The organism is Belnapia moabensis DSM 16746 (genome assembly GCF_000745835.1).
In the GTDB taxonomy this organism is placed as follows: domain Bacteria; phylum Pseudomonadota; class Alphaproteobacteria; order Acetobacterales; family Acetobacteraceae; genus Belnapia; species Belnapia moabensis.
On record NZ_JQKB01000056.1, the window covers coordinates 1 to 23,247 of the forward strand.

Below are 23,247 nucleotides of genomic sequence, written 5' to 3' on the forward strand. Positions count from 1 at the left end.
TCTGGCCGCGGGCCCTGATGAGCTGCGCGGAACGAGGGGCAATCAGGTGAACGCGCTTTGGGGGGGCGCATTGCGATAAACGGCCTGTCTCGTTACCGGCTCACCGGTCTCTCGCTGTCATCGTCGCTTCAGCACCTTGGCCCCCGCCGGACGCGGCGCCCGGCGAGCTCGGACGCAACCGCCTAGGCGGTCGCGGTTGTTGTGTAGGTCCCTCCCCGGGCCAGCAGGGTCCAGGCGATGCGGGCCATCTTGTTGGCCAATGCCACAGCCGCGACCTTGAAGGGCCGCCGCGCCAGCAGGCGCGTGGCCCAGTCCGAGGCCTCTGGGCTGCGCCGGGCATAGCGCAGGCGGCTAGTGGCGCCGAGCACCAGCAAGCGGCGCAACATGGCGTTGCCCTGCCGGGAGATCCGGCCAAGGCGCTCCTTGCCGCCGCTCGAGTGTGGCTGCGAGGTCAGGCCAAGCGAAGCTGCGAAGTGCTGTCCCGAGGCGAAGCTAAGCGGATTGGGCACCATCGCGGCCAAGGCTGTCGCGCCAATCGCACCGAAGCCGGGGATGCTCGCCAACCGCCGGGCCACTTCATTCTCGTGCCTTCCAGGGAGGCGTTTTAATCGGCGCCCCGCCCGCGCTGCGGCTCGGTACCTATGACGGGCTCGCTCGGCGGCTGCTGAAGCTGGCCTGGGCACAGCGAGTCGACCTGGCGCCGCTCTCCACCACCGCCCTGGCTGAGCAGGTCGCGGCGGTGGTGACCGCGACGGTCGCGGCGCAGCGGGTGCCGCTGCCGTGACTGGTGGACTGGCTGATCATGGTCGTCTGGCTTGGCGCCTGCTGCTGCGTTTATGACGGCCACAACGGTATATTCAACTTATGATGTATAATTACGCCGAAAAATAACCTATTAGGTTATGTTGTCACGTTGAAAACTACCTGAATGCGCCATGGCAAGATTCATTGGAACGACGGGCAGAGACACGATCAAGCCGGGGCTGATCACGGCCGGCGTGACAGGCGGCTCTCCGGGCGCCGGTGACGACTGGATCGATGGCCAGGGCAACGACGACTGGATCGCCGGGGGCGACGGCAACGACACGATCCTCGGCGGCGCGGGTGCGGACCTGCTTGAGAGCGGTGTCGGGAACGATTCGCTGAATGGTGGCGCGGGTGACGACACGCTCCGCGGCGGCCAAGGCGTGGACCTGCTTTCCGGCGGCACGGGCATTGACTGGGTGGATTATTCGGCTGCGGCTGCGGGGGTCCGGGTGGACCTCGCCGCCGGGACAGCCCTGGATGATAGCGGTGCGACAGACACGCTCTCCGGCATCGAGCACGTCGCCGGCTCGGCTTTTGACGACACACTGGCCGGCGGCGCCGGCGCCAACACCTTCCGTCCAGGCGCGGGAGCAGACCGGATCGACGGCGGCGCCGGCTTCGACGCCGTGCGCTACGACGAGGAAGGAATCATCCAGGGCGCCATCGTGAACCTGGCCACGGGCCTCGCCACGGATCCCTGGGGTTTCAAGGACACGCTGCTGGGCCTGGAGGGTGCCTACGGCACCAGCCTCGCGGACGACCTGACCGGCCGTGCCGACGATACGAACAGCCATCTCCGCGGCCTCGCCGGTGACGACACCCTGCGTGCGCCGCAGGCCGATACGCGGGTACTGGCCGACTACCGCGAAAGCCCAGACAGGGTGCTGGTGAACCTTTCCGCCTCGGCCATCATAGTGGACGGCGTGCTTGTCGCTGCGGGCACCGCGGAGGACGGCTACGGGACGACCGACACTTTCGACAAGATCCAGGGCATAATCGGCTCCGCCTTCGGCGACTACCTGCGCGGCGGCGACCAACCCTGGGAATACGGCGATCGCCTGTTCGGCTGGGCTGGTGACGACACGCTCCTCGGCGGCGACGGCGATGACACGCTAATGGGCGGGCAGGGGGTGGACGCTTATGAAGGCGGGGGCGGCATGGACTTCCTTTCCTTCGCTCCCTACGCCGCCTCCGAAGGTACCCAGACCCAGGGCGCGGTGGCGAGCCTGCATACGGGCATCGTTGAGAACGACGGCTGGGGCAACCGGGAAAGCCTCGGCGCCATCAACACCATCGACGTGCTGATCGGAACCGCCCTCGGCGACGTGCTGGAGGGCAAGCGGATCAGCCAAACCGATGATCCCGGCCTGTTCGACAACCAGATGATGTGCCACCTACGCGGCGGCGACGGCGCGGATACGCTTATGGCACCGGAGATCGCGGGCTGGGGAAGGTGGATTTCGGCCGACTACCTCATGGATGCGGATGCGAATGGGGACGGCTTCGGCGTGGTGGTAGACCTCGAACGGCAGACGGCCAGCGACGGCTGGGACAACACCGACCTCCTGCTCCGCATTGGCGCCACACGCGGCAGCGCCTTCCGCGACCGTCTGGTTGGCGACGCGGGCGACAACTGGTTCCGCGGGGAGGGTGGCGACGATACAATCGATGGCGGCAGCGGCATTGACCTCGTGAGCTACTGGAGTGCCGATGCCTCCGTCACGCTGGACCTCGCGGCCGGCACGGCGGCGGATGGTCTCGGCGGCATGGATATCCTGTCCTCTATCGAACATGCGGTGGGCAGCATGAATTGGGGCGACAGGCTCCATGGCTCATCGGCCGCCAACCGGCTGAATGGTTATGCCGGGGACGACCTGCTCGACGGGCGCGACGGCACGGACACACTGCTTGGTGGCGATGGCGCCGATACGCTGCTCGGTGGCGCGGGGGGCGACAGGCTAGAGGGCGGCAAGGGCGTTGACGCGCTTACCGGCGGGGCTGGGCTGGATGCCTTCGTCTTCGCGGCACCGAACCTCGGCGCCGATACGATTTCGGAATTCAAGAGCATGGACGACCAGATCTGGATCTCGGCGGGGGGCTTCAGCGTGTTACTCGGCGAATTAGACTCCGGCGGCGACGGTCTGCTCGACGGAAGCCGCTTCGTTGCCTCCTGTGGCGGCAAAGCGACGGGGAGCCTGGCACAGGTCTGCTACGATACCGCTTCCGGCAAGCTCTACTGGGATACCGACGGCAACGACACGGATGGCGTGGACGACCGGGTGCTGTTCGCGATCCTGTCCGAGAAGCCGGCGCTGGACGCGGGCGACTTCACCATAATGGCGTGAGGCTGGGGCAGCTTGGCGCTGCGCCCCGCGCTTCGCCTGGCGTAGCGCCGTCGCTTCACAACTCAGCAAATCCGGATCCACCCGACCTGCCATTGGGGTGTGCTCCACCTTCAGTGGCGCACTCGTCGTTGCGTGCAGCCGGAAGCGAACCTGGCGCTGGAAGCGGCGCGCATTGCTGGAAACGCTGACCGTCTCACGCTCGAAGCCGACGGCGTCGAAGCGGCCACCCGGCACCTCGACCCGAGTTGGACCCAGCACACGCCAAGTGGCTATGTAGAACCCGGAAAAGGCGGATTGGGACACGTCGCGGAAGTACTGCACGTGCATCGATGCGCCGGGCCGAGCGGTAAAGAAATTTCGCAGCGGCTCCAGCGCGGCCTGCACATTTGGCTGTTCCAGTCGCCACAATCCAAGCACCAGTGATGTCGCGCCATGCTGGTCGCTGTGGCAAACCAGCGGCACCGCCGGATCCGCCCCCGGAAGCCAAGGCGTGCGACATCGCCTGAACGTTCCACCGCCGTCCCCCAGCAGGGCAGCGGAATTGCCAGCCGCCCTTGGTACCGGGCGCGGAGGGTTGCGCCCGCGTGGACGAGGTCGCCGGGCCCATGCCGCCAGGAAGAGCACCAGCAGCAAGGCCACGGGACGTATCAGCCTGGCTCCTCGGAACGGATGGCCTGCAGCAGGCCGGTCGCGGCTTGCATGGCCTTCACCCGCTGCGGCCAAGGCTCGCCTTCCTCTCCGGCCAGGGCAGCTTCTGCGGCGGCTTCCAGCACGGCGGCCGCCTCGCCCGTCCGTTGCTGCCCAAAGGTGGCGGCTGTGCCATGCAGCCCATGCGCCAGGGCATGGATTCGCCGCAGCGCCTCCTCTCTGTGTCCCGCTGCGGAAAGCTGTCCGGCCAATTCCGCCAGTTCCGCCACATCCTGCCGCAGCCGCGCCGCGAAGCGGCTGCGCAGCACCGCGAGACGCTCATCGAATAATACGTCCCGGTCCTGCGGAGAATCATCAGTTGCCACTGGTCGCCTGCTCCCAAAGTGCGCGTATCTGTCCCGGAAGCGCTATGGGATCGAAGGGCTTGGTAATGACTCCTACGGCACCGAGGCGCCGGAATGTGCCGATCTCCTCCGGTCGCGCCCGCGCCGTGACGAAGATCACCGGGACCTTTTCCAATAAGGGAATGGCGCGCAACGCCGCCAATGTCGCGGCACCATCCATCCCGGGCATCATGTAGTCGAGCAGGATCAGGTCTGGCGCCGCAGTCGGTGCACGCTCCAGCGCCTCCCGTCCTGAACTGCAGGTGGTGACCCGGAAACCTCCCAGCAGATCCAGTGCCATGCGCGCGACCTCCTGGATATCCAGATCGTCCTCGACCAGCAGCACGTGCTCGAGTGTCCGTGTCATGGCTTCGCCTCCGCACTGTCTCCGTAAACCAGCTGCCGCACGGTCGAAGCCAGGTCGGCAACCGACACACGCGACTTCGCCAGGACCGCGGCAACGCCATGTGCCGCCTCAGAATCCGGCTCGTAGGCTGAATAGATCACGATCTTCGCGGAAATCCCGCCCGGCAGCCGCAGCAAGGGCAGCAGGTCGAGCCCCGATCCGTCGGGGAGGCCGATATCCAGGATCACGAGGTCGAAGGCGTCACCATCCGCAGCCAGCGCCTTTAATGCCGTGGCAAGGTCCGGCGCCGCCACGACCTCGGCCTCATCGCCAAGCGAGAGAGCGGCCAAATGCCGCAGGTCGGGGTCGTCCTCCACATGCAGGATTCGTGGCTGGGTGCGGTCTGGAGCATCGGATTGCGATGCGGCGAGGGTCGCGCGCAATGCGCGGGGCATCCGCTCGATAGCCTCTGGTCCCGCGATCCAGTCGGCGAGATCCAACGCCCCGCCCTTCACCACTCCGGATGCCATTGCCGCATCTGAGCCGGAAACCGCAAGCACCAGCAGGCGGACGCCACGCAGCGCCTCACGCTCGCGCATCGCTTCGACCAGCGTGATGCCGCCCTGGTTCAGCATCCCGGCCTCGAGCATCACGGCGTGCGGGGGGGGTGGCGCGGCCAGCCGGTCGAGCGCGTCGGCTACGGTCGAGACGCGTTCGGCCGCCAGTCCGGCTCGGCGCAGCACCGCGTCCATGTAGTCGGCCGCCGCCCCCGCGTCCTTGTCGACACAAACCAGAACCTCGGTCGACCGAGGCGACGCGATTGGCCTGGACAAGGGCAGGTCGACATGGAACCGCGTGCCATGGCCGCCAGGACCAGGGGCGAAGCCGATGCGGCCGCCGTGCCGCTCCACCAGCGCCTGCGCTATGGCGAGGCCCAGGCCCGTTCCCTCCTGCATCCGCCCTGAGGTTGCATCGGCTTGGGCGAATTTCTGGAAAATGCGGGAGCGGAATTCTTCTGGAATTCCTGGCCCCTGGTCAGTAACGGTGATGCGGGCCATGTCTCCGCGCCTCCGCTCGAGCGCAAGCGTAACGCGGTCGCCCCGGGTCGAGAATTTCGCCGCGTTCGAAATTAGGTTGGTCATCACCTGCTGCAACCGGTCCGGGTCTGCGGAGACGACCAGTCCTTCCGTGTCCCCGTTCTCCTGCGGGAGGATCAGGTCGAGGGTAACGCCGAGGCGTTCGGCATAGGGGCGGTTCTCCTCCATAGCCTGGCGCAGCGCCGCCAAGAGCGGCAAGGGGCGGAAGGCGAATTCCAGCTTCCCCGCCTCCATCTTGCCGATATCGAGTAGGTCGTTAATCAACCGGACGAGCCGGTCGCTGTTTTTCCGCGCGATATCGAGCAGCCGGCGGCCCTGGTCGTTCAGCGCCCCGCCGACGCCGGCGGTCAGTAGCCCGAGTGAGCCGCCGATGGAGGTCAGCGGCGTACGGAGTTCGTGGCTTACCGTCGCCACGAATTCATCCTTCATCCGGTCCGCCTCGCGGCGCGCGGTGACATCCCTGACCGTGACGAGGAAGCGTCCATCCGGCATGGCGATGCGCGTGAACAGGACATGGCGGCCGTCACGCGTCCTCAATTCGGCTCTCAGGCTTTCCTTCCGGTACAGGGATGCCAGTCGGATGCGGACCAACTCATCCGGTTCGGCCTCGGTCAGTTCCTGGTCTTGGACCCAGGCGCGTATCAGCGCCTCGATCGGTATGCCAATCTGCTTCAGTGCGGCTGGACAGCGCGTGATGGCAAAGTAGCGTTCGTTGAACAATGCAACTTTGAGATCGGCATTCACCACCACAACGCCGTGCTCAATGGTCTCAAGCGTGGTGCGCAGCAGCGCCTCCTGCGCTTTGATTGTCGCCTCGCCCGCTTTGATGTCGCTGATGTCCATTTTCACCGAGATCACCAGCCCGGAACCGGTTGCGGTCTCTGATCCGCGCAAGATGCGGCCGTCGGCAAGGCGAATCTCGAAGGGAGCCCTGCGGGCGGGCCGGCGCTCGCTGCTGCCCACCTCCAGCCACGCCATGTCGGACGTGTTGCGCAGCGGGTGATGGCCCTGCGCCTCCAGCGCCTGCCAGACCTCGGTTGGCGACATGCCGCGCCGGATCAACTCCGGCTGGTCGGGGTGAAAGGTGGCGCGGAACAGGCGGTTGGTCCGCAGCAGCAGGCCTTCACTGTCGTAGACCGCGAGGGATGCCGGCATGGCATCCAGTATCTCGTCGCGCTGACGGGTGATCGCTTCCGCACGCGCCTCCGCGTCACGTGCCATCAGCCTGCCGAGGCGGTTGGAGATCATGTCCACCACCGTCTCCGCCAGCGCAGCCAGGCGCCGGTGCTCCACCGGGCCGAATTCCCGCGGCTCGGGTCCGATGACGCACAGGCTACCCGCGACAAGACCGGGCGCAAGCATCAGCGGCGCACCGGCGTAGAAGCGAATGTGCGGAGGGCCGGTGACAAGCGGATTATACGCGAAGCGCGGATCCAGGCGCGCATCAGGAATGACGAAGACCTCTTCGCCCGAGAGCACATGGGCGCAGAAGGCGATGTCGCGTGGCGTACCCGGCGAGGTCAGGCCGCAGACGCCCATGAAGCGCTGCTCATCCTCCAGCACCAACGTGACGAGGCCGATGGGTGCGTCGAACAGGTCCGCTGCCTGGTGCGCGATGCGGTCGAATTCCGGTTCCTGGCCGGTGATCTCAAGGCGGTAGTGCTGCAGGGCTGCGAGGCGTTCCTGCTCCCTGGCCGGGATGGGGACTGGTACGGGGACCGGGATCATGTTGCCTTTCCTTCGCTATGGCGCCGTCCGGGCAGGGCATGCAGCAGGCCGCGCAGGCGCCCGCCTGTGCGCTGGATCTCCTCGGCCAGCCAGCCGCCCTTCTGCCGCGCGTTCAGCTTCTTCAGCTCCAGCGCCGCGCGGTCGAGGCTGATGCGTTCGGCCGCGAGGTCGCGGTAGACGCGCTCGGCCTTGCGGCGACGGCGCACCGCATCGCCCGCATCCAGCAGCGCCTCGATCACATCCACCACGCGGGAAAGGCCACCCGCGGCGCGGGTTACGCCCATGCCCGCGCGCAGCTCCGCCATCTGGCGATCGAGGTTCGAGCGGACCAACTCGATCTGGTCGAGGAAGGCGGCACCGGCTACAGGCGGTTCGACCTGCACCGCCTCCAGCGTCTCGCGCACCGTTTCCTCGGATAGGATGCCCAATTCCTGGTAGGCGGCCAGGGTGCGCAGGCCTTCCTGCGCCTGCGTCGGGTCACCGCTGCGGGTCATGCGGCAGGCGGTGTGCACGGTGTCCCAGGCCTGCCAGCGATAGACGAAGTCGAGGCCCGTGCCCTTGATGTTCTGGACCCCCATGACGCGGTTCAGCACGCCGGGCGGCGTCTCGGCGGCAATGCGTTCGACGACCTGGTCGCCCGAGGCGTAGAAATCCTCGACGACGAGGATCTTGGCACGGAACCAGGCGGAGGCCTGTTCCACGAAGCTGGCGTCGAGTGCCTTGCGGTCCGTAGTCCCGGCGCGGATGCGTTCCGCCAGCGCGGCATATTCCGCGGCGGTCTGCAAGGCCCGGTGGTAACGTGCGGCGATATCTGCCGCGCAGGCAATGCCTGCGCCGGAGAGCGCATTCTCCAGCCGCTCGGGCGCCTCGGCCAGCAGCGCCTCGATGTCCAGTGGGCCGGGCTGGCCTTCCAGCATGGCGCGAAGGAAGGCCCGCGCCTCCTCCGGGCTGCGGGAGATGCGCAACCAGCGGGCCATTACGTCCAGGGTCTCGGCTGGCTCAGCCTCCTGCGCCGCGCCGGTTTCGGGCCAGAGTGTCATACCGGCGGCGCGCTGTGCCCAGGCCTCCTCGATGTAGCCTTGCAGACCTTCAAGATTCGACCCGATCAGCACATGCCGGTCGGCCGAGAGGTCATTGGCTATCATCGCGGCAAATACGCGTGAGCGCGGCACGCGGTCCGCACGGTTGTTCACCACCGTGGTCAGCCAGACGCCTGGTTCCCGGTAGGGGTCCTGGGTGTCGAAGCCCATGCGCGCCCAGTTCGACATGGCGCCGAAGCGTTCGTTTGCCGACATGCCATTGACGAATTCCAGCCGTCGCGTTCGTACAGGCGCGACCGGAAAGGCTTTCAGTACGCCGAGGTCCGGCACCACCCGATCCGCCATTTCCTTCAGCGCGAGATCGCGGTCCACGCCGAGTTCCTCGGCCAGTTCGAGGACGAGGGCGATGTTGAAGGGGTGTTCCTCATAGGGGAAGCGCTTCAGGCAATCCGACGGGATCAGCCCCGCTTCCAGCCAGCCCACCGGCACCAGGCGCGTGCCGAGCCGGCGCGCGGCATCTGCCAGGATCGGCCGCATCTGTTCCTCGGTCGTCAGCAACGTGCCGCCTTGCGGGATGAAATTCGTCATCACCTCCGGGATGTTGCGCCCCGCCGGACCCTGCAGATCCTCGTGGTCCGGGTAGGTGTTGGTGATGGTGGAGATATCGTCGCGCGTCCAATGGCGCTGCAGCACCTGCACATAGCCCGGCGTGAGCCCCATGCATTCCCACAGGAACACATCCGCACGCAGCCGCACCGAAAGACGGACGACGTTCATCTGCTCCCAGATCGTCGCCTTGTCGTAGGGGCGGAACAGGAACATCTCCCGTACCTGGCCGAAGGGCTCGCCCACCAGGAACATCGCCTCGCAGCCCGTAGTCTTCGAGATCAGCGGATAGCCCAGGCCGCTAATCAGCGCCGCCTTCAGCCGTTCCGTCCCCGACTTGCCGCGCGTGCCCCAGCCGCCGAGCACCAGCGGGATTGCCTCCCGCGCGCGGCGCATCTGGGCATTCACCAGGATGTGCCGGCCGATGAACCAGGCACCGGCAAGCGCGATGAAGATTGCCAGGTGTTGCAGCGAATTCTCGTAGACCGAGACGAAATAAGTCTCCACCTGCCGCCAGAGGGCACCGTCCACCATCAGCGGCAACGGGGCGAAGGCGGGGAAGAAGCGCGCCACCGCCGGGTCCGTGCCGGTGCCGGGATGGGGATGGTGGCGGAAGGCGAAGCCCAGTTCCGAAAGCGCGCGCAGATAGGCGGTTGGCGGCTGGCTGCGTGCCTCGCTCCAGTTGCGCAGATCGGCGATGGCGGGAAAGCGGCGCGAAAGGCTGAGCCGCGCGGAAAGGCGCCGCAGCAAGCCGCGCGGTGGTTCCATTTCCGTCACGCCCTCGGCGGTATGCAGGGTGACGGTCGCGCCGGTATCGATGGCGGAAAGCGCATGGTCGGGCAGCGGCAGCCAGGGGCGCCAGCCTGCCTCCTCCCCAATGAAATAAGGCTCGCCCGGCACCTTGGTCTGCGCGAGTTCCGCCATGATCCCGGAAGGCGCGGCAAGCGTGCCGGTGTAGACGCGGCCGATGGTGTGCGAAAAGGCCTGGCGCTTGTCCGGCGAGGGGTTGCGCCATTCATGCAGCGCGCGCCAGAGACGAAAGCTGAAGCGGTCACCACGGCGAAGCCGCCGGCCCGTGAGGTCATAGCCAAAATCGGCCTGCGCCATCATCGCCAGTACGCGGCCGAGCAGGGCGGGGTCGGCCGCAGCCACCGCCCGTGGCAGGCCCCGCGCGCGCCCCTCATCCAGCCGTCCTGCGGTGGCGGAGAGGGCGTCCAGCAATTCGCGCGCGGCGGGGGTGCTGCGGCACCAGATGCGCTCGCGCGCCTGCGCCGCCCAGCGGCGGACGGAAAGCGAGGCTGCCTCGGCATGCAGCCTTTCCATGTCCGGCAGCAGCGCATCCGCCCAGGCGGACGCAGCACCCGGCTGGTGGCGAAGCAGCCAGATCAAGGCCTGGTCGGCAAATAGCAACGCGGTGCGCAGGACGAAGGCGCTCGTTTCCTCGCGCAGCACGCGGATGAACACGGGCAGCAGCGGCCCGGTCCCTATACCCGGCAGCAGGCGCTCCACCGCGGCCAGGGCGGCGGCACGCACTTCCGGCGCCGCATCCGCGCAGGCCAGGTCCGGGAAGCGTGCCGCGGCCATCTCGCGCGGCATGGCATGCAGGTGGAGCGCCATGGCCTGGCGCACCGCCGGGCTCGGATCCCGCAGCACGAGCGGCAGCAGGTCCGCGAGGTCAGGCCGCTCCGCCAGCGTCACGCAGAGCAGCCCTACGGCCCGGCGGCGGAAGAAAATATCGTCTGCGGGCGGGGTGGAGGCCGGCGCCAGCCGCAATTCCAGCGCACGGCGGAACAGCCAGGGCGAGGCATTGCGCAGCAGGCCGAGCGCCTCGGCCGCGGTCCAGACATCTTCCCCGGGCTCCAGCGCCGCGCGTTGGACACGGCGCAGCGTGGCCTCGCCCAGCAAAGCTTCCTGTACTGCCGATGGCGCGGCCCGCAGCGCAATGGCGAGGCAGCGCATGGCGGCCCCGCGCACCCGCCCATCACCCTCATGCGCCAGCATCAGCGCGAGCAGCGGTTCGGTCCCCAGCCGGCGCCAGGCGGCGCGCACGTCATCCGCGCCGGCAAGCACCCGCGCCGCGACGGGCCCGAGCCGGCCGAGCGCGAACGCCAGGCGCCGCTCCTCCTCGCCCAGGCGCTTACGGGTGCGGTCCATCATGGCGTCCGGGCCGAACCAGCGGCGCAGGGCTTCGGCATCACCTCGCAATTCACGCTCGGATGCGCCCAGCCTGCGGGCGAAATCCGCCATATGGCCGTGCCGCTCCGCCGCCCCGTTCGCGCGGGCGAGGCGGATGTTGAATTCGGCGAAGGCCTCGCGGATCGTGGCGAGGCGCGCGGCATGGGTCTCGGTATAGGCCAGCAGGTGCCGCGCCAGCGCCTCCGCCGGCTCGCCGGCGGCGGGGGGCGCGAAGCCGGCCTCGAGTTCGGCCAGCAGCTTTGCCTCGGCTTTCAGGAAGTGCGGGTGAATTCCCTCGGCCAGCAGTTCGCGCGCGGTCGGTGTCTCAATATGCCGGAGCATTGCCCATTCCGTTGTTGCGCATTCCGAAGAGGGGCCGCTCGCGCAGCGTGGCGAAGGGAACCTCGGCCGGGGTGAAGTCGCGGAAGCCACGACCGCCGCTGAAATGCCAGGTGAAGGAAAGCAGGCCGACCCATTCCCGTGCGAGGGTCCGGTAACCGGCCGTCGCGCCGATTTCCCAGCGCTGGCCCGAGGGCAGCCAGCCTTCTCGCAGCAGGCCGAGGCGAAGCAGGGTGTCGTCGCGGGCGGCAGACCGGTCCGCATCCGCGAAGTACCGCGTCTGCGTCATGCCAGCTTCGAGCACCACCGGGCCGAGAAGCTGGAGCCAGCCCGCGCTGAGTGAGGCGTGGTCCGGCTGGAACAGGTTCAGGTCCTCGTTCGTCACCACTGATGCGCCAAGGGTCCAGATCGTATCCAGCCAGGGCTGGTGGCGCAGCGCATAGGACAGGCGCAGGCCCTGGCGGTGCTGGTCCTTGTAGCGGGTAAAGACATCAGGGTCCGGACGCCGCCTCCCCGCATCCTCGGCCGAGATACCGCCGAGCGCGCGGACAAAGCCGCTGATGGTGGCGAACTGCCGGGTCTTCTCGCTGATCTCGTTCTCCCAGCGCAGCCCGGCGGTGAGGGTGCCCGACCAGGCGGCGCCCTGCCTGTCCAGGACTTGGCCATAGGCGCTGGCAGTGGCAAAGAGGGTGAGCGGCGCGTCGGCCAGCCCATGTTCCACCCGCCCGCGAAGGCCAAGTGCGGGTGAGCCGCCGTCCATATCGCCGCGACCCAGCACCTCGCCGCGCCAGTGCAGGCGGTTGCGCGTATCCAGATAACGCCACCCCGCGAGAAGCTGGGCATAAAGTGCGCTTCGGGATAGGCCCGGTTCCTCATCGGCCGGCAGGGTGCGCTCGACTGAGGCGGAAAGGCTCCAACTCCCATCCTCCTGCCCGCCGAGCGGCAGGCGGTCCTCCAGTGCGATCGGCTGGGCCGGCTGGCGGTCCGGGACGGCGATGGGCGCGCCGGGTGCAGCCTCGGTGGCGGCTAGCGGTGGCGGGGCGGGCAACAGGGCGCCGCGTTCGGGAACCAGGCGGAAGATCCGCAGCGGCAATTCCGCCTGCCCCGGCGGCGGGCGGAAACGCAGCGTCTGCCAGCCGGGCGCGACATGCTGGTAGCGCGGCACGATCCCGCCCTCGGGGCTGAACTCGTCTACGCGCAGCCAGGCGGGGCCTTCCAGCGTCAGCACCACGGGTTCCGCTACCGTGGCCACGTCGAAAGCGCGTTCCGGCTCGCTCGGGGCGGGGCGGGCGGCACCTTCCGCCGCCTCGGTGAAGCGCAGGCGGATAAAGCGGTTGGATTGCGGATCGGCGATGGAAAAGCGCAATCCATGTTCGCCCTCGGGCACTGGGATCCGGATCGTGGCGGGCTGGCCAGGCAGGAGCCGCACCGCCTGCGGCACACCCTCGTCCAGCCGGAAGAGTACGGTGATAGGGGCCGGCGCCACGCCGGGCAGGTCGGCCATGACGACCCGCGCCTCCACCAGCGTGGCCGCGGTATTGACAAAGGAAACAGCGAAATCCCCGCCCGGGGCCAAGATTTGTTCCTCCGCGGAAAGGCGCGGCAACAGGGCGGTGCGGGCGCGCAGCGCGGGGGCTTCCGGCTGCCAGCCGGGCGCGGGCAGGGCCCGGTAGCCGGCACTGGAATCGAGCGTGGTCACGCGTTCCCAGCGGCTCTGCTGTGCGAGGTGTGCCCAAAGCCCGGAAAGGCCGGGGGTCTCGGGGTTCTCCTGAGCCAGCCGCGCAGCCTCGGCCAGGGCGGCGGGATCGCCGTCCGGCCGTGCCTCGAACCGGCGGATCAACTCCCCCATGCGGTGGCGCTGCGCACCTGCCTCATCCGCCGCCACAGGGACGGAAGCGGCGCCCCGCGGCATCAGCGTGGGCTGGGGCGGCGGCAGGACGGAAAGCGGCAGGGCAGGCTGGCCGAGCAAGACGCGGACCAGCGCGGCGAAGCCACGGGGCGTGACGGTCACGGCATGGCGGCCAGCGGGAAGGCTGATGGTTTCGGCAACCGCAGTGCCCGGGGTGCCTGCGCCACCGACCAGCGCGAGGCCGGGCGAGGGCTGGTTGCGCGCCACGGGCACGGTGATGCGGTCGCCATTCTCGGTCGTGATCTCAACCCAGCCCTCCAGCGGCGGGGCGCCAGGGCCGGGGTGCAAGGGCCGCGCCTCGATCCGCAGCAGGGCGGGGCCGGCGAGTTCCACCCGCACCGGGCGCCCGGGATCGGCACGCCAGGCGCGCAGCGGCAGGTCGCGCCCCGGCGCCTCCAGCACCGCGCCGCCGGCATGGGCGGCGACCAGCGCCTCGGCATCTTCCCAGAGGCGCGGACCGGGATGGGCGGTCCACCATTCGCCCCAGTCGCGCGCAACCTCTCGGGCCGCCGCGCCGTCCGGGCCGAGGCGGGCGCGGATCGCCTGGCCGCGCGCCAGGGCCACGGCCCAGGGGGCGCCCTCGGCACCGGCGGCCTGGAACAGGCTGAGCGCCACCGCCTCCTCGCCCCGGCGCTGGGCGGCGAGGCCCTGCCAGAGGGCTCGGCGTGCCGGGTCCGGTTCCTCCGCGAGCAGGCGTTCGAACACATCCGCCCAGCCGGCGCGCAGGGCGGCCTGGGGCAGCGCGGCCGGACGTTGCGCCGGCGGCAGAAGCAGGCCGAGTTGCACGGCCATGCGATCCCGCCCCGAAGCCGCCAACGCGGCGGCGAGGTCGGAAAACAGCGCGGGGTCGAGCTGCCGGCTGGCGGCAAGCTGGGCCACAAGCGGGGCGAGCAGCGCCTCCGGCTCTCCGGATTCGGCGGCGAGGCGGCGCAGGCCTTCGAAGGCCTGGCGGCGAAAGGGTTCCGGGGCGGTGCGGTGTAGCGCCTTCAGCAGGCGCTCGCCCAGGTAGGCTTCGCCCAGCTGGCGCAAAGCCTCGGCGCGGCCGAACTGGGCCTGCCACCAGGCATCGCCGCCGGCCGATTCCGCAACATGGGTCCAGGCCTCCAGCGCGCCCAGCCAATCGCGGCGGCCTTCCCGTGCACGGGCCTCCGCCGTCCCGGGTGCGCCAGCGTTCCGGGGAGGCGAAAGGGCGGGGTCGGCGGTGACGGTGCCGAACTCCGCGCGGTGACGGGCCCGCAGCAGGCGGAGCAAAGGTGTCCATTCATTCCGCAGCGTCCGGGCACCGGCTTCCCGCGAAGCGGGGCAGGCGGACGGATCCTGCAGCCAGGCTTCGCACAGAATCGCATCGGACAATGCCCGGGCAAATAGGCCGAGCGCACCATCCCGGAAGCGGCGCAGCGCTTCCGGATAGGCTTGGTCCTCCAGCCCATCCTGGCGCGAGGCACGGTATTGCAGCGCCACGGGTGGCGCCGCTCCGGCGGCCTCTGACCAAACCCGCACAACCTCGGCTCCACGCGGCAGCGGGATCTCCATCGCGCCCGCGGGCAGCAGGGGGCCGGGGGGACGGGACTGGGCGAAGGCGCCCGAACTTGTGCCCCGCGGTCCCTCCAGCTTGGGCAGGCGCGCCAGGCCGGCGTCGCCGGGCGCTTCGGCATATGCTTCGGGCGGCAGTTCGGGGGCTTGGTGCAGGACGAGGCGGCGCGGCGCCTCCCGGCCAACCTGCATCATGAGCGCCGCTGGCGTAGTAAAGTCCGCTCGCCTCACCAGCAGACGAAGGCTGGAGGGCGCTTCGCGCGCCGGCAGCGGGTAGAGCAGCGGCGGGCCGCCCGGCCCCGGCGGCACCACGAACAGGCCCCGTGCCAGCCCGGTCAGCAGCACGTCGGGCGGCAGGCCCGGCGGCACTTGGCGCGGCAGGGGCGCCAGGGGGTCGTTCAGCACCGGCAGCGCCACCCAGGCCATTTCCTGCTGCGGCACGGCGGTGGCTGGCGCGAGGTCGCGCCAGAAGGTCCCAGCGCCGCGGATGCGCTCCGCCGCCTGCACCGCTTCGGGCAGGCCGGGAAAACGCTGCGCCGCGCGGTCCATCAGCGCCGCCCCGGCGAGGCCGGCATTCCACTCCGCATCCCGGGTGAGGCGCCGGGCCAGGCGTTCGGTCGCCGCGGCGCCTTGCGGCGCGGGACCGAGGGCGCGGTGCAGATCGGCTTCCTCCACCGCCCAGATGCCCGCGCTGCCATCCCATCCCTCGCCGGTGATGACCTGGCCGAGGCCGGCACCGGGCGGGGCGTTCAGCCCGGGCAGCAGCCAGTCCCCGCCCGCATGGGCCAGTATGCGGACCAGCACGGGCCTGTCCGTGTCGAGGGTCAGGCCATGTGTGCCGGCGGGAATGTCCAGCCAGCCGCGCTGCAAGGCTCCGACCGCCTGGCCCGAGCCATCGATGCGGATGGGCTGGGACTGATCGGGGCTGGTGCTGAATTCGAGCACCTGCAAGGGCCGCCCATCCAGCGCCGCGCCTATCCGGTAGGACCGGACCCAGGCGGGCGGGCCTTCATCATAGGGAAGGCGTGTCTCCAGCATCAGCCGCGCAGGGCCGGTGACGCTCACGCCTTGGGGGAAGGCCGGTTCCAGCAGGTCGAAGGCCAGGCTCTCCCAACGCCGCTCGATCCGCAGCCGCCGGTCGGGGCCGGGCAGGTCCAGCCGGTCGCGATAGGCCACGGGGTCGGGCGGAGCGGTGAGCCGGGCCACGAACAGCCCGAGAGCAAGCGGCCCCGCCGCACCCGGCGGCCGCGCCAGCGTGACCAATGCCGGCCAGGAAGCCGGCACGCCCAGCAGCAGGTCGCGTCCATCCGCGCTCGGCGTCGGCACCGCCTCGACCGCCAGGCCGCTGCCCTGGGACATGCCGATGGCGATCTCGTCCGGCATGAGCCGCCCCTCCGGCGCCCGCAGCCGAAGCACCGTGCCGGCGGGAAGCCAGAGACGTGTCGCCTCTCCCGGCGCGAGGGTGACCAGATGCTGGCCGAGCCCCCGGTCGAAGCGCGGCGGCGTGCCGCCGGACCAGAGCGGCGCCCCCTCGATATTGTCCCAGCGCAGAAGCGGCATGATGGTGCCGGCCAGCCTTTCCCGCACGGCGTCCAGGGCGGCGCGCGGCGCCTCCCCCACCGGCAGCAGGAGGGCGAGCGTAGCCGCCGCCAGCAGGCGAAGCCGGTTCATCGCCCCGCCCCGATCAGGCAGGCAGCAAAGTGCCTGCGCGGCGCCACCTCGCGCGCCAGCCGCCGGCGCGGCTCCCGCGCCATTTCCAGGTGCAGGAACTCCGTCGTCCCACCCAGAGCACGCAGCGCCGCGGCATTGGTATTGGTCGTGCCCCCGAGTTCGCGCACATCCTCGGGGTAGAGCAGCACCTGCCAAGCCTCCGGCCCGGCGCGCAGGCAGGCGGCGGACGCCCGCACCTGCGGGCCCGGCGAGGCGGTGCCCGCGCTGACGATCATGGCAGCCGTCCCCCCGGCCGAGGAGCTGCGCCGCCCCTGCTCGAAGCCATGCAGCTGCGCGACCAGACCGCCCGGACGGGAACGGCCGAAGGCGCGGGTGAAGGCGTTGAAATGGCTGATCGGGGCATGGGCTAGGTCGGCGTCCACCCGCCGTCCGGCGGCGTCGTCATGGCGGCGCGGCGTGGTGTTCCAGGAGGCGGCGGCGAAGCGAACCTCCTCGGCCATCAAACGCGCGACGATGGTGCCCGTATCGAGGTCGTGGAACCGGTGCGGCGCCTGCAACGCCACGGGCGCGGTGCCGGGCGAGCGGACGACATAGAGCCCCTTGCCCGTCGCCGCCCCCGGCGCCTCTCGCAGCACGGCCAGCGTCTCGGGGCCGAGGGAAAGCGTCTCCAGCACGAAGCCGAGCGGGCGGAACGCCTCGGCCAGGGCGGTGCCGTATTCGCCGCGCAGCAGGCGCAGGAACAGCTCCTCGGACCGTGCCGCCTCGGCGGCGGTGGCGGCGACATAGCCGCCCTGCAACGCCGTCGCCTCCAGCAGCGCATCCAGCGCATTCGCCGCGCGGGCCGGCCTCGCCTTCGTCACCGCCAACACGAGGGCGGAAGCGCCGAGCCGGCGGCGGGGAAGATGGGCGTCATCGCGCAAGGGCATTGGCTCCTGGGATCTGTTCGCGCCTGATGTCGCGCCGCTCGATTAGGCCGGGTGTGGTGCGCGTGAGGGAGAGCAACGCTTCTGGCCCTTCGGAAAGGCGGATGCGGATGCGGTACAGGCCGGGCGGAAGGTCCGGGCCGAAGGGCAGGAACAGCGCCCGCTCCGGCCCCGCAGGCCCGGCCGCGACGCCGAGCACGCGCACATCCGGCGGCTCCGGCCCGCGCCTGACATCATAAAGCCGCTCGCGCAGGGTGAAATGGGCATGCGGGCCGAGGTCGCGCGGCGGGCCGCCCTCGATGCTGATCGCCACCTCCTGCCTTGCCGCGCTGCCCGGCGCGGGTTGGGCGTAGAAATGCGCGACGACCAATTCCGGCCGCTCGGCCCCGACTGGAGCCCGCTTCTCGTAGTCGAAGACCGTCTCACCAGCGGGGAGGCGGATGGCGCGGCGGCTGATCAATGCTCCCGGCAGCGGCGTCACCTGGCTGAGGTAAAGCGCCGTCCCGGGCGGGGCGAAGGCGCGGATGCGGCGCGTACCGGCGGGGATGGGCGGCAGCGGCAGCGTGCCGCGCGCGGCGGCGGCCTGCGTGGTGAGATGCGGCCGCCCGTCCACCTCCAACCGCAGCGTGGCCGGGCCGGGTGCGTCGCGCAGGAACAGCAGGACCGGCGTGACGGGGCCGCCGGGCGTGGCGGGCACCAGTTCCATCGCCACTTCGCCATCCTCCGGCAGAGGAGAGAAGACAGCGCCCAGCGACAGGCGGCGCAATGGTGTCGCCTCACGCGGGGCCAGCACCTCGCGCGCCAGCCAGTTGCCGCCGGGCATGAATTGCTCCCAGTCGTAACGGCCGGCCAGAAGTTCCGGGTCGTCCTCCGGCGGTCGCGGCTGGGTGGCGAGCAGGACGCTGCGATTGGCCGCGAGCAGCGCATCCCATTCCGCCGGCCGCATGCCGAACCAGGCCGGGCGGGTGCCGAGGGGATCTTCCGGCGCGAAGCGGTCCTCGGGGATCATGACGCGCCAGGGCAGGTCGGGCGGGCGGTTGTAGCCGTTCAGCAGCACGGGGACCGAGGCGGCAAGCCGCAGTGCCACGGCTTCCCGCGGGACTACGAAATGCAGCTTTGCCGGTTCGGATAGCGCCAGCCGGTCCTGGCCGAGCAGCCGGTCGTAGGGAGAAGGCTCGAGAGGCACGGGCATCTCGTCCCGGCGCAGCACGGCACCATCGGCCGAGAGAAGCTCATAGCGCAGGACCGGCGCCGCGCCGGGGCCGGCAAGCAGGGCGGCGGCCGGCAGCGCCGCGGCCGTGCCCGCCGCACCGCCACGCGCCGGCATGGCGTCAAAGCAGAGGCAGCGGAGGTCCACGCGTAACGGCGTGGGGCCTTGTCCTTGCAGATGCAGCACCGGGAAGGTGATCGAGGCCTCCGGCCCGGCGACGAAGGCGCGGAGTTGCGGAATTTCCTGCGTCAGCTCTGTCCCGTCGGGGAGAAAGGCCCGGACCGCCACGGGCTGGTCCGAGGCGAGTTCGAGCAGGCCGCCCCCGAGTTCGACACGCAAATCCGGCTGGGCCGCGGACCAGGGCAATTCCCGCGCCTCGCGTTGCGCCAGGCTGGTGCCGTACCAGGCAAGCCGCAGCGTACCGGAGCTGGCGCTGGACGGTGCGACAGGCTCGACCCGAAGCGTCAGTGCCGCGCCCGCCTCGGGCAAGCGCAGCGTACCATTGTGGCGCGTATCGAGGAAAAGGCCCGGCGGCAGGGCGGGCGGGTCGATCGGCTCCCCCCCGAGATCCTGCAACAGGAAAAGGGAGCGGCTGCGGTAGTCGCGCCCGGCGATACCGCTCGGGCCGATAGGTTTCCATTGCCGGCGCAGCAGGTTGGTGCGTTCCGCTTCGGTCAGCAACGCCGCCGGATAGGCGTTGCCCTCCGCGAGGCGGATGCGCTGCTCGGCCGTCAGCCGGTCCCACTGCACGGCGACGCGCCGATCGTTCACCGGCGTGCGCTGGTAGACACGGATGGCCACGCGGCTGATGTCCGGCACCGCGGAGACGAGGCGGAGGCGCAGCGCGGCCGCGGCGCGGGGCAGGTCCTCGATTGCGAGCACCAGTGCGCTGGCGGTGGTCGGGATCTCCTCCGCATCGGCATAGGCGGTAGTGGTGAAGGCTTCGCCGCTGGCGGGGTCGCGCAGCGCGGCGATACCGGTGCGCTGGTGCAGCACCGTCTCGCGCAACAAGCCGCCGAGCGAATCCACGACCTGTACTGCATAGGCGTAGCGGAACTCGGCCTCCGCATCGTCGCGCCATTCGGCGGAGACATCGGCGTGGCTGACCAGACGCACCGCGGCTTGCGGGCCGACCAGGGGGAAGCGCGTCCACCGCTCGTTGTCCAGGACATAGGCGAGGGTTGTCTGCGCCGTGCCGAGCCGCGTCAGCGTGGCGAGATCGCCCCCGACCCATGTGCGCGCACCCTGCCAGGCCGCCAGCGCACCCCAGGCCAGGGGCGGCAGCACCAGCAGCAGCAGCAGCAGCCTTCCGAGGAGCCTCACCGCACCGGCGCCTCGGGTACGAGGAGCAGCCAGCCCGCGCGCGTTTCCAGGAAGTGCCCAAGCGCATCCCTGCCCCGCAGCACCGCCTCCGCGTCGAGCGGCGTCAAATTCGCGACCGCAAGTGGCGCGCCCGTTCCGGTTTCGGCGGCAAGGAAGGTCTGCCGCCCCTCGGGGCTCGCCAGGCGGCGGAAGCGCAGCGCCGGGAAATGCCGCTGCACGGCCCGCAGCGCCAGGATGTCCCGCCGTTCGATGTAACCCGTGAGCGCCGCGCGCAGGTCCGCCGGCAGCGCGGCGCCATTCGGCACAGGCACTGCATCGGCAAGCCAGGTGGCGGGCGTGGCCTGCATCGTCGGGATACCGAGCGCATCGAACTGCGCCTGTTCCAGCCGCGCCTCGGTACGCTGTGCGAAGGCCAGCCGCGCGACCGGTGAAAGCCAGAGCACGGCAACCCCCTTCTGCGGCCCCGCCTGCGAAAGATACAGCGCCGGTGCCGACCAGCCGATGCCGTAGCCCGCCGTAGTCGCGCTGCCATCCACCACCCGCGCCGAAAGGCCGAGCCGCCCCAGCGTGCCGAACAGCCAAGCCGCGAGCGGATCCCGCGCACCACCGGCAAGGGGCAGGCGGTCCAGGGCGAGCAGCACATCCTCCGGCGGCAGGCTGCCTTCGCGCGGCACGCCGAGGGCGCGTGCCTGTACCATTATCAGCGGTGCCTCCGCCGCCTCGCGCAGCAGCACCTGGCCGACCAAGTTGAAGACACCCGGCGGTGCCTGCGGATAAAGCGGATCGGCGCTGCGGTCGGCCCTGGCGCGAGGATCGGCGCCGGCGACCAGCAGCGCCCCAGCACCGAGCTGGTCGTGCAGGGACAAGCCGAACTCCAGCGCATTTGCCTCGGCCAATGGACGCGGAACCTGCACCGCATAAGGCGCCGCGCCGGCGCGGAATCCGTAGCTGCCCCAGTGGCGGTGCACCGGGGCCTCAGCCAGCAGGGCATGCAGGGTCTCGCCCTCCGGCCCGCTGCGGACCAGCGAGACGGAATAGCCCAGCGCCGCGGCAGCGCGGCCGATCGGCGCCAGCGCCGCGGCACCGGCTCCGGAGAGGGCGGGCAGTGCCTCCCGCAGCAGGGGCGTCAGCACTTCGGCATCGAGGTAGCGCAGTTGCGCGAGACTGGGCGGTTCATAAGCGCCCGATCCCGCCCTGGCGATGATCTCCGGCCCGGAGAGACGATCGAGCAGTAGGGCGCCGAGGCCGCCGCGCCCTTCCATGACCTCCGTGACCTCCACCTCCCGGGCTAGCAGGCGGCGGAGTGCCGGGCGGTCGAGCCGCAGCGTGGCGAAGCCGGAACCGGCGATGCCGGCCTGGAGATGGCCCTCGGGCACCGGGCCGAATTCCGGGGCGAGGCCGGTGCCGAGAGCGCGGCCGAGCCCGATGGCGTCCAGCCCCCGCGGCAGGGTGCCGGCCACGGCAAGGCCCGGCGCGAAGCCCGCCCGCAGTTCCAGCAGGCCCAGGCCACCGGAGAGTGCCACCTCGGCGAAGACCTGCTGCATCGGCTGCGGCATGGCGGAAGGGTCGGCCAGCCGGTCCGCCGCCAGGGTCGCGCTGCTTCCTGCGAGGGCCACGGCGCGCGCGCCCTGGTCTGCGGCGATCAGCGCGGCGGCGGCGGGCAGGCCCGGCAATGCCAGCGGGTCCGGCATGGTGAGGAGCAGCGGCGCGCTGCCGCGGGGGTCGACGGCGAAGCTGCCCCAACCACGGCCTGGTTCCGTCTCGGCCAGCAGCAGCCAGCCGCCTTGCAGCACTTCCAGCCGATAGCCAGCGGTGGCGAGGAAACCCGCCGCGCGGCCGAGGCGCTCGGGCTCCGCCGCACCTTCGCCCGAGAACAGCATCTCCGTACTGCGGCGAAAGGCGGCGATCTGCGCCGCGTTGGGCGGCGGGGACGCTGCCTCACCGGGGATCGAGCGGCCGTAGATCTCCATGCTCCGCTGCGCGAGCGCGAGTGCCAGGCCGGTATCCTCGCGCCGCAATGCCGCTGCTGCCTCCGCGCGCGGCTCGGCCGCGGTCGAAACCAGGCCTGTGGGCGCGAAAAGCAGCAGGAAGCCCGCCGCCGTACCCGCCGCGACACCGACCAGCGATATTTGCAGGGTCGACCGGGTAAAGCGCAGCAGCATGGCCTTGTCGTACATCTTGAGGGCCATCAGCGTGGCGAGCAGGTAGCCGAAGCCGAATAGGTCGCTCTGCTTCACCTCGATACCGAGCAGCACCACCGCCCAACCGAGCAGCAGCTTGTAGGCGAAGCCGACATTGAAGAAGAGCAGCACCTTGCGCGCGCCCTCCATCGTCACGTCGGCGAAGAAGGGCGCACGCAGCGCCAGCGCGCCGAGGCCATAGATGATGAAGGCCTCGAGGAAGGAGGTCACGACCTTCACCGGCTGGTACCATTGCAGCGCGATCAGCGCCGGGATCAGGATGCCGCCGAATTCCCAGGAATAGCGCAGGTTCATGTGCGAAGCCACGAAGGCCGTCGCGATCAGGATAATATAGGCCTTGGGGCTGGCGAGGATGGAGGCGGCCCAGCCCTCATACAGGTAGGCGATGCCGCTGATGCGGAAGTTGGTGAACTCCATCAGCCCGTAGCGCACGAGCAGGAAGGTCAGCCCGAGCGTCACGCAGGCAGTGCCGAGGCCGCGCAACAAGCCCGGCTTCCAGAATTGGTTTGCCATCAATGAGACGACGATCAGCCCGAAGCTGTGCAGGTTGTTGCGCCAGTCGAAGGCGATGCCGAAGCGTTCGTTCAGGAAGGCGCCGAACGCGGGCAGCGCCCAGCCGTCGAAGACCAGCCGCACTACGATACTGGCGAGCACGAGGCCCATAAAGCGGTCGCGTCCGAACAGGCTGCTCCAGCTCCGCCCGGAGGAAAGGCGTTCGGAGAAGTACCAGACGAGAAGGTAGGTCACCGCGGCTTCGAGGATCACGACCGCCGCGGCGAAGGGCTTCACGATCAGCAGCGGCACGAGGTAGCCGGGCACGACAAGGCCGGAGAATACCCAGCCGAAGCGAAGATTGAAGAAGGCCACCACCCAGACGCCGATCCATACGGTGGTGATCACCGAACTGGCGAGACCCCCTTCGGGGAAGATCGGCAGTACCCAGCCGAACATCCGCGCGCCGCG

Annotated in this window: 11 protein-coding genes; 2 read left to right on the top strand and 9 right to left on the bottom strand. The window is 70.2% G+C overall.

Features of this window, described 5'->3' with window-relative positions:
• Positions 1-182: 182 nt before the first annotated feature.
• Positions 183-683, bottom strand: coding sequence for a transposase (locus EP26_RS22850; protein ID WP_084112815.1), 501 nt, complete (start codon positions 681-683; stop codon positions 183-185).
• A 252-nt stretch (positions 684-935) separates the two neighbouring features.
• Here EP26_RS22850 and EP26_RS22855 point away from each other — a divergent pair, with 252 nt between their 5' ends.
• Complete coding sequence (locus EP26_RS22855; protein WP_043342148.1) at positions 936-3,152, top strand: calcium-binding protein; 2,217 nt, start codon at positions 936-938, stop codon at positions 3,150-3,152.
• 132 nt (positions 3,153-3,284) lie between these two features.
• Entirely contained in the window at positions 3,285-3,575 is a 291-nt protein-coding gene (locus EP26_RS35160; RefSeq protein ID WP_157033692.1) for a hypothetical protein, read from the top strand.
• A gap of 224 nt (positions 3,576-3,799) precedes the next feature.
• On the opposite strand, the gene EP26_RS22860 is transcribed toward EP26_RS35160, so the two are convergent.
• The 8 genes from EP26_RS22860 to EP26_RS22895 are packed head-to-tail and all read right to left on the bottom strand — an operon-like array spanning position 3,800 to position 23,235.
• Entirely contained in the window at positions 3,800-4,108 is a 309-nt protein-coding gene (locus EP26_RS22860) for an Hpt domain-containing protein (protein WP_043342149.1), read from the bottom strand.
• Positions 4,109-4,154: 46 nt separating this feature from the next.
• The gene (locus tag EP26_RS22865) at positions 4,155-4,550 is read right to left on the bottom strand and encodes a response regulator (RefSeq protein WP_043342150.1); all 396 of its coding nucleotides are present in this window, start codon (positions 4,548-4,550) and stop codon (positions 4,155-4,157) included.
• Positions 4,547-7,354, bottom strand: coding sequence for an ATP-binding protein (locus tag EP26_RS32305; protein ID WP_052389556.1), 2,808 nt, complete (start codon positions 7,352-7,354; stop codon positions 4,547-4,549). The genes EP26_RS22865 and EP26_RS32305 overlap by 4 nt, the downstream gene beginning before the upstream one ends.
• A complete protein-coding gene (locus EP26_RS22875) occupies positions 7,351-11,517 on the bottom strand; it encodes a hypothetical protein (RefSeq protein WP_043342151.1) in 4,167 nt (1,388 codons plus the stop codon). Before EP26_RS22875 ends, EP26_RS32305 begins: the two co-directional genes overlap by 4 nt.
• On the bottom strand, positions 11,501-16,627 hold the full coding sequence (locus EP26_RS22880) for a hypothetical protein (RefSeq protein ID WP_043342152.1): 5,127 nt from the start codon (positions 16,625-16,627) through the stop codon (positions 11,501-11,503). The genes EP26_RS22875 and EP26_RS22880 overlap by 17 nt, the downstream gene beginning before the upstream one ends.
• A complete protein-coding gene (locus EP26_RS22885; protein ID WP_157033693.1) occupies positions 16,624-17,547 on the bottom strand; it encodes a hypothetical protein in 924 nt (307 codons plus the stop codon). The genes EP26_RS22880 and EP26_RS22885 overlap by 4 nt, the downstream gene beginning before the upstream one ends.
• Positions 17,537-20,083, bottom strand: a complete 2,547-nt coding sequence (locus EP26_RS22890; protein ID WP_043342154.1) for a hypothetical protein — start codon at positions 20,081-20,083, stop codon at positions 17,537-17,539. Before EP26_RS22890 ends, EP26_RS22885 begins: the two co-directional genes overlap by 11 nt.
• A complete protein-coding gene (locus tag EP26_RS22895) occupies positions 20,080-23,235 on the bottom strand; it encodes a poly-gamma-glutamate biosynthesis protein PgsC/CapC (protein WP_043342155.1) in 3,156 nt (1,051 codons plus the stop codon). The genes EP26_RS22890 and EP26_RS22895 overlap by 4 nt, the downstream gene beginning before the upstream one ends.
• Positions 23,236-23,247 lie beyond the last annotated feature (12 nt).

Excerpts from the sequence above, each read along its gene's own strand:
- EP26_RS22855 (WP_043342148.1), top strand. The coding sequence starts at position 936 with ATGGCAAGATTCATTGGAACGACGGGCAGAGACACGATCAAGCCGGGG.
- EP26_RS22865 (WP_043342150.1), bottom strand. The coding sequence starts at position 4,550 with ATGACACGGACACTCGAGCACGTGCTGCTGGTCGAGGACGATCTGGAT.
- EP26_RS32305 (WP_052389556.1), bottom strand. The coding sequence starts at position 7,354 with ATGATCCCGGTCCCCGTACCAGTCCCCATCCCGGCCAGGGAGCAGGAA.
- EP26_RS22875 (WP_043342151.1), bottom strand. The coding sequence starts at position 11,517 with ATGCTCCGGCATATTGAGACACCGACCGCGCGCGAACTGCTGGCCGAG.
- EP26_RS22880 (WP_043342152.1), bottom strand. The coding sequence starts at position 16,627 with ATGAACCGGCTTCGCCTGCTGGCGGCGGCTACGCTCGCCCTCCTGCTG.
- EP26_RS22895 (WP_043342155.1), bottom strand. The coding sequence starts at position 23,235 with ATGTTCGGCTGGGTACTGCCGATCTTCCCCGAAGGGGGTCTCGCCAGT.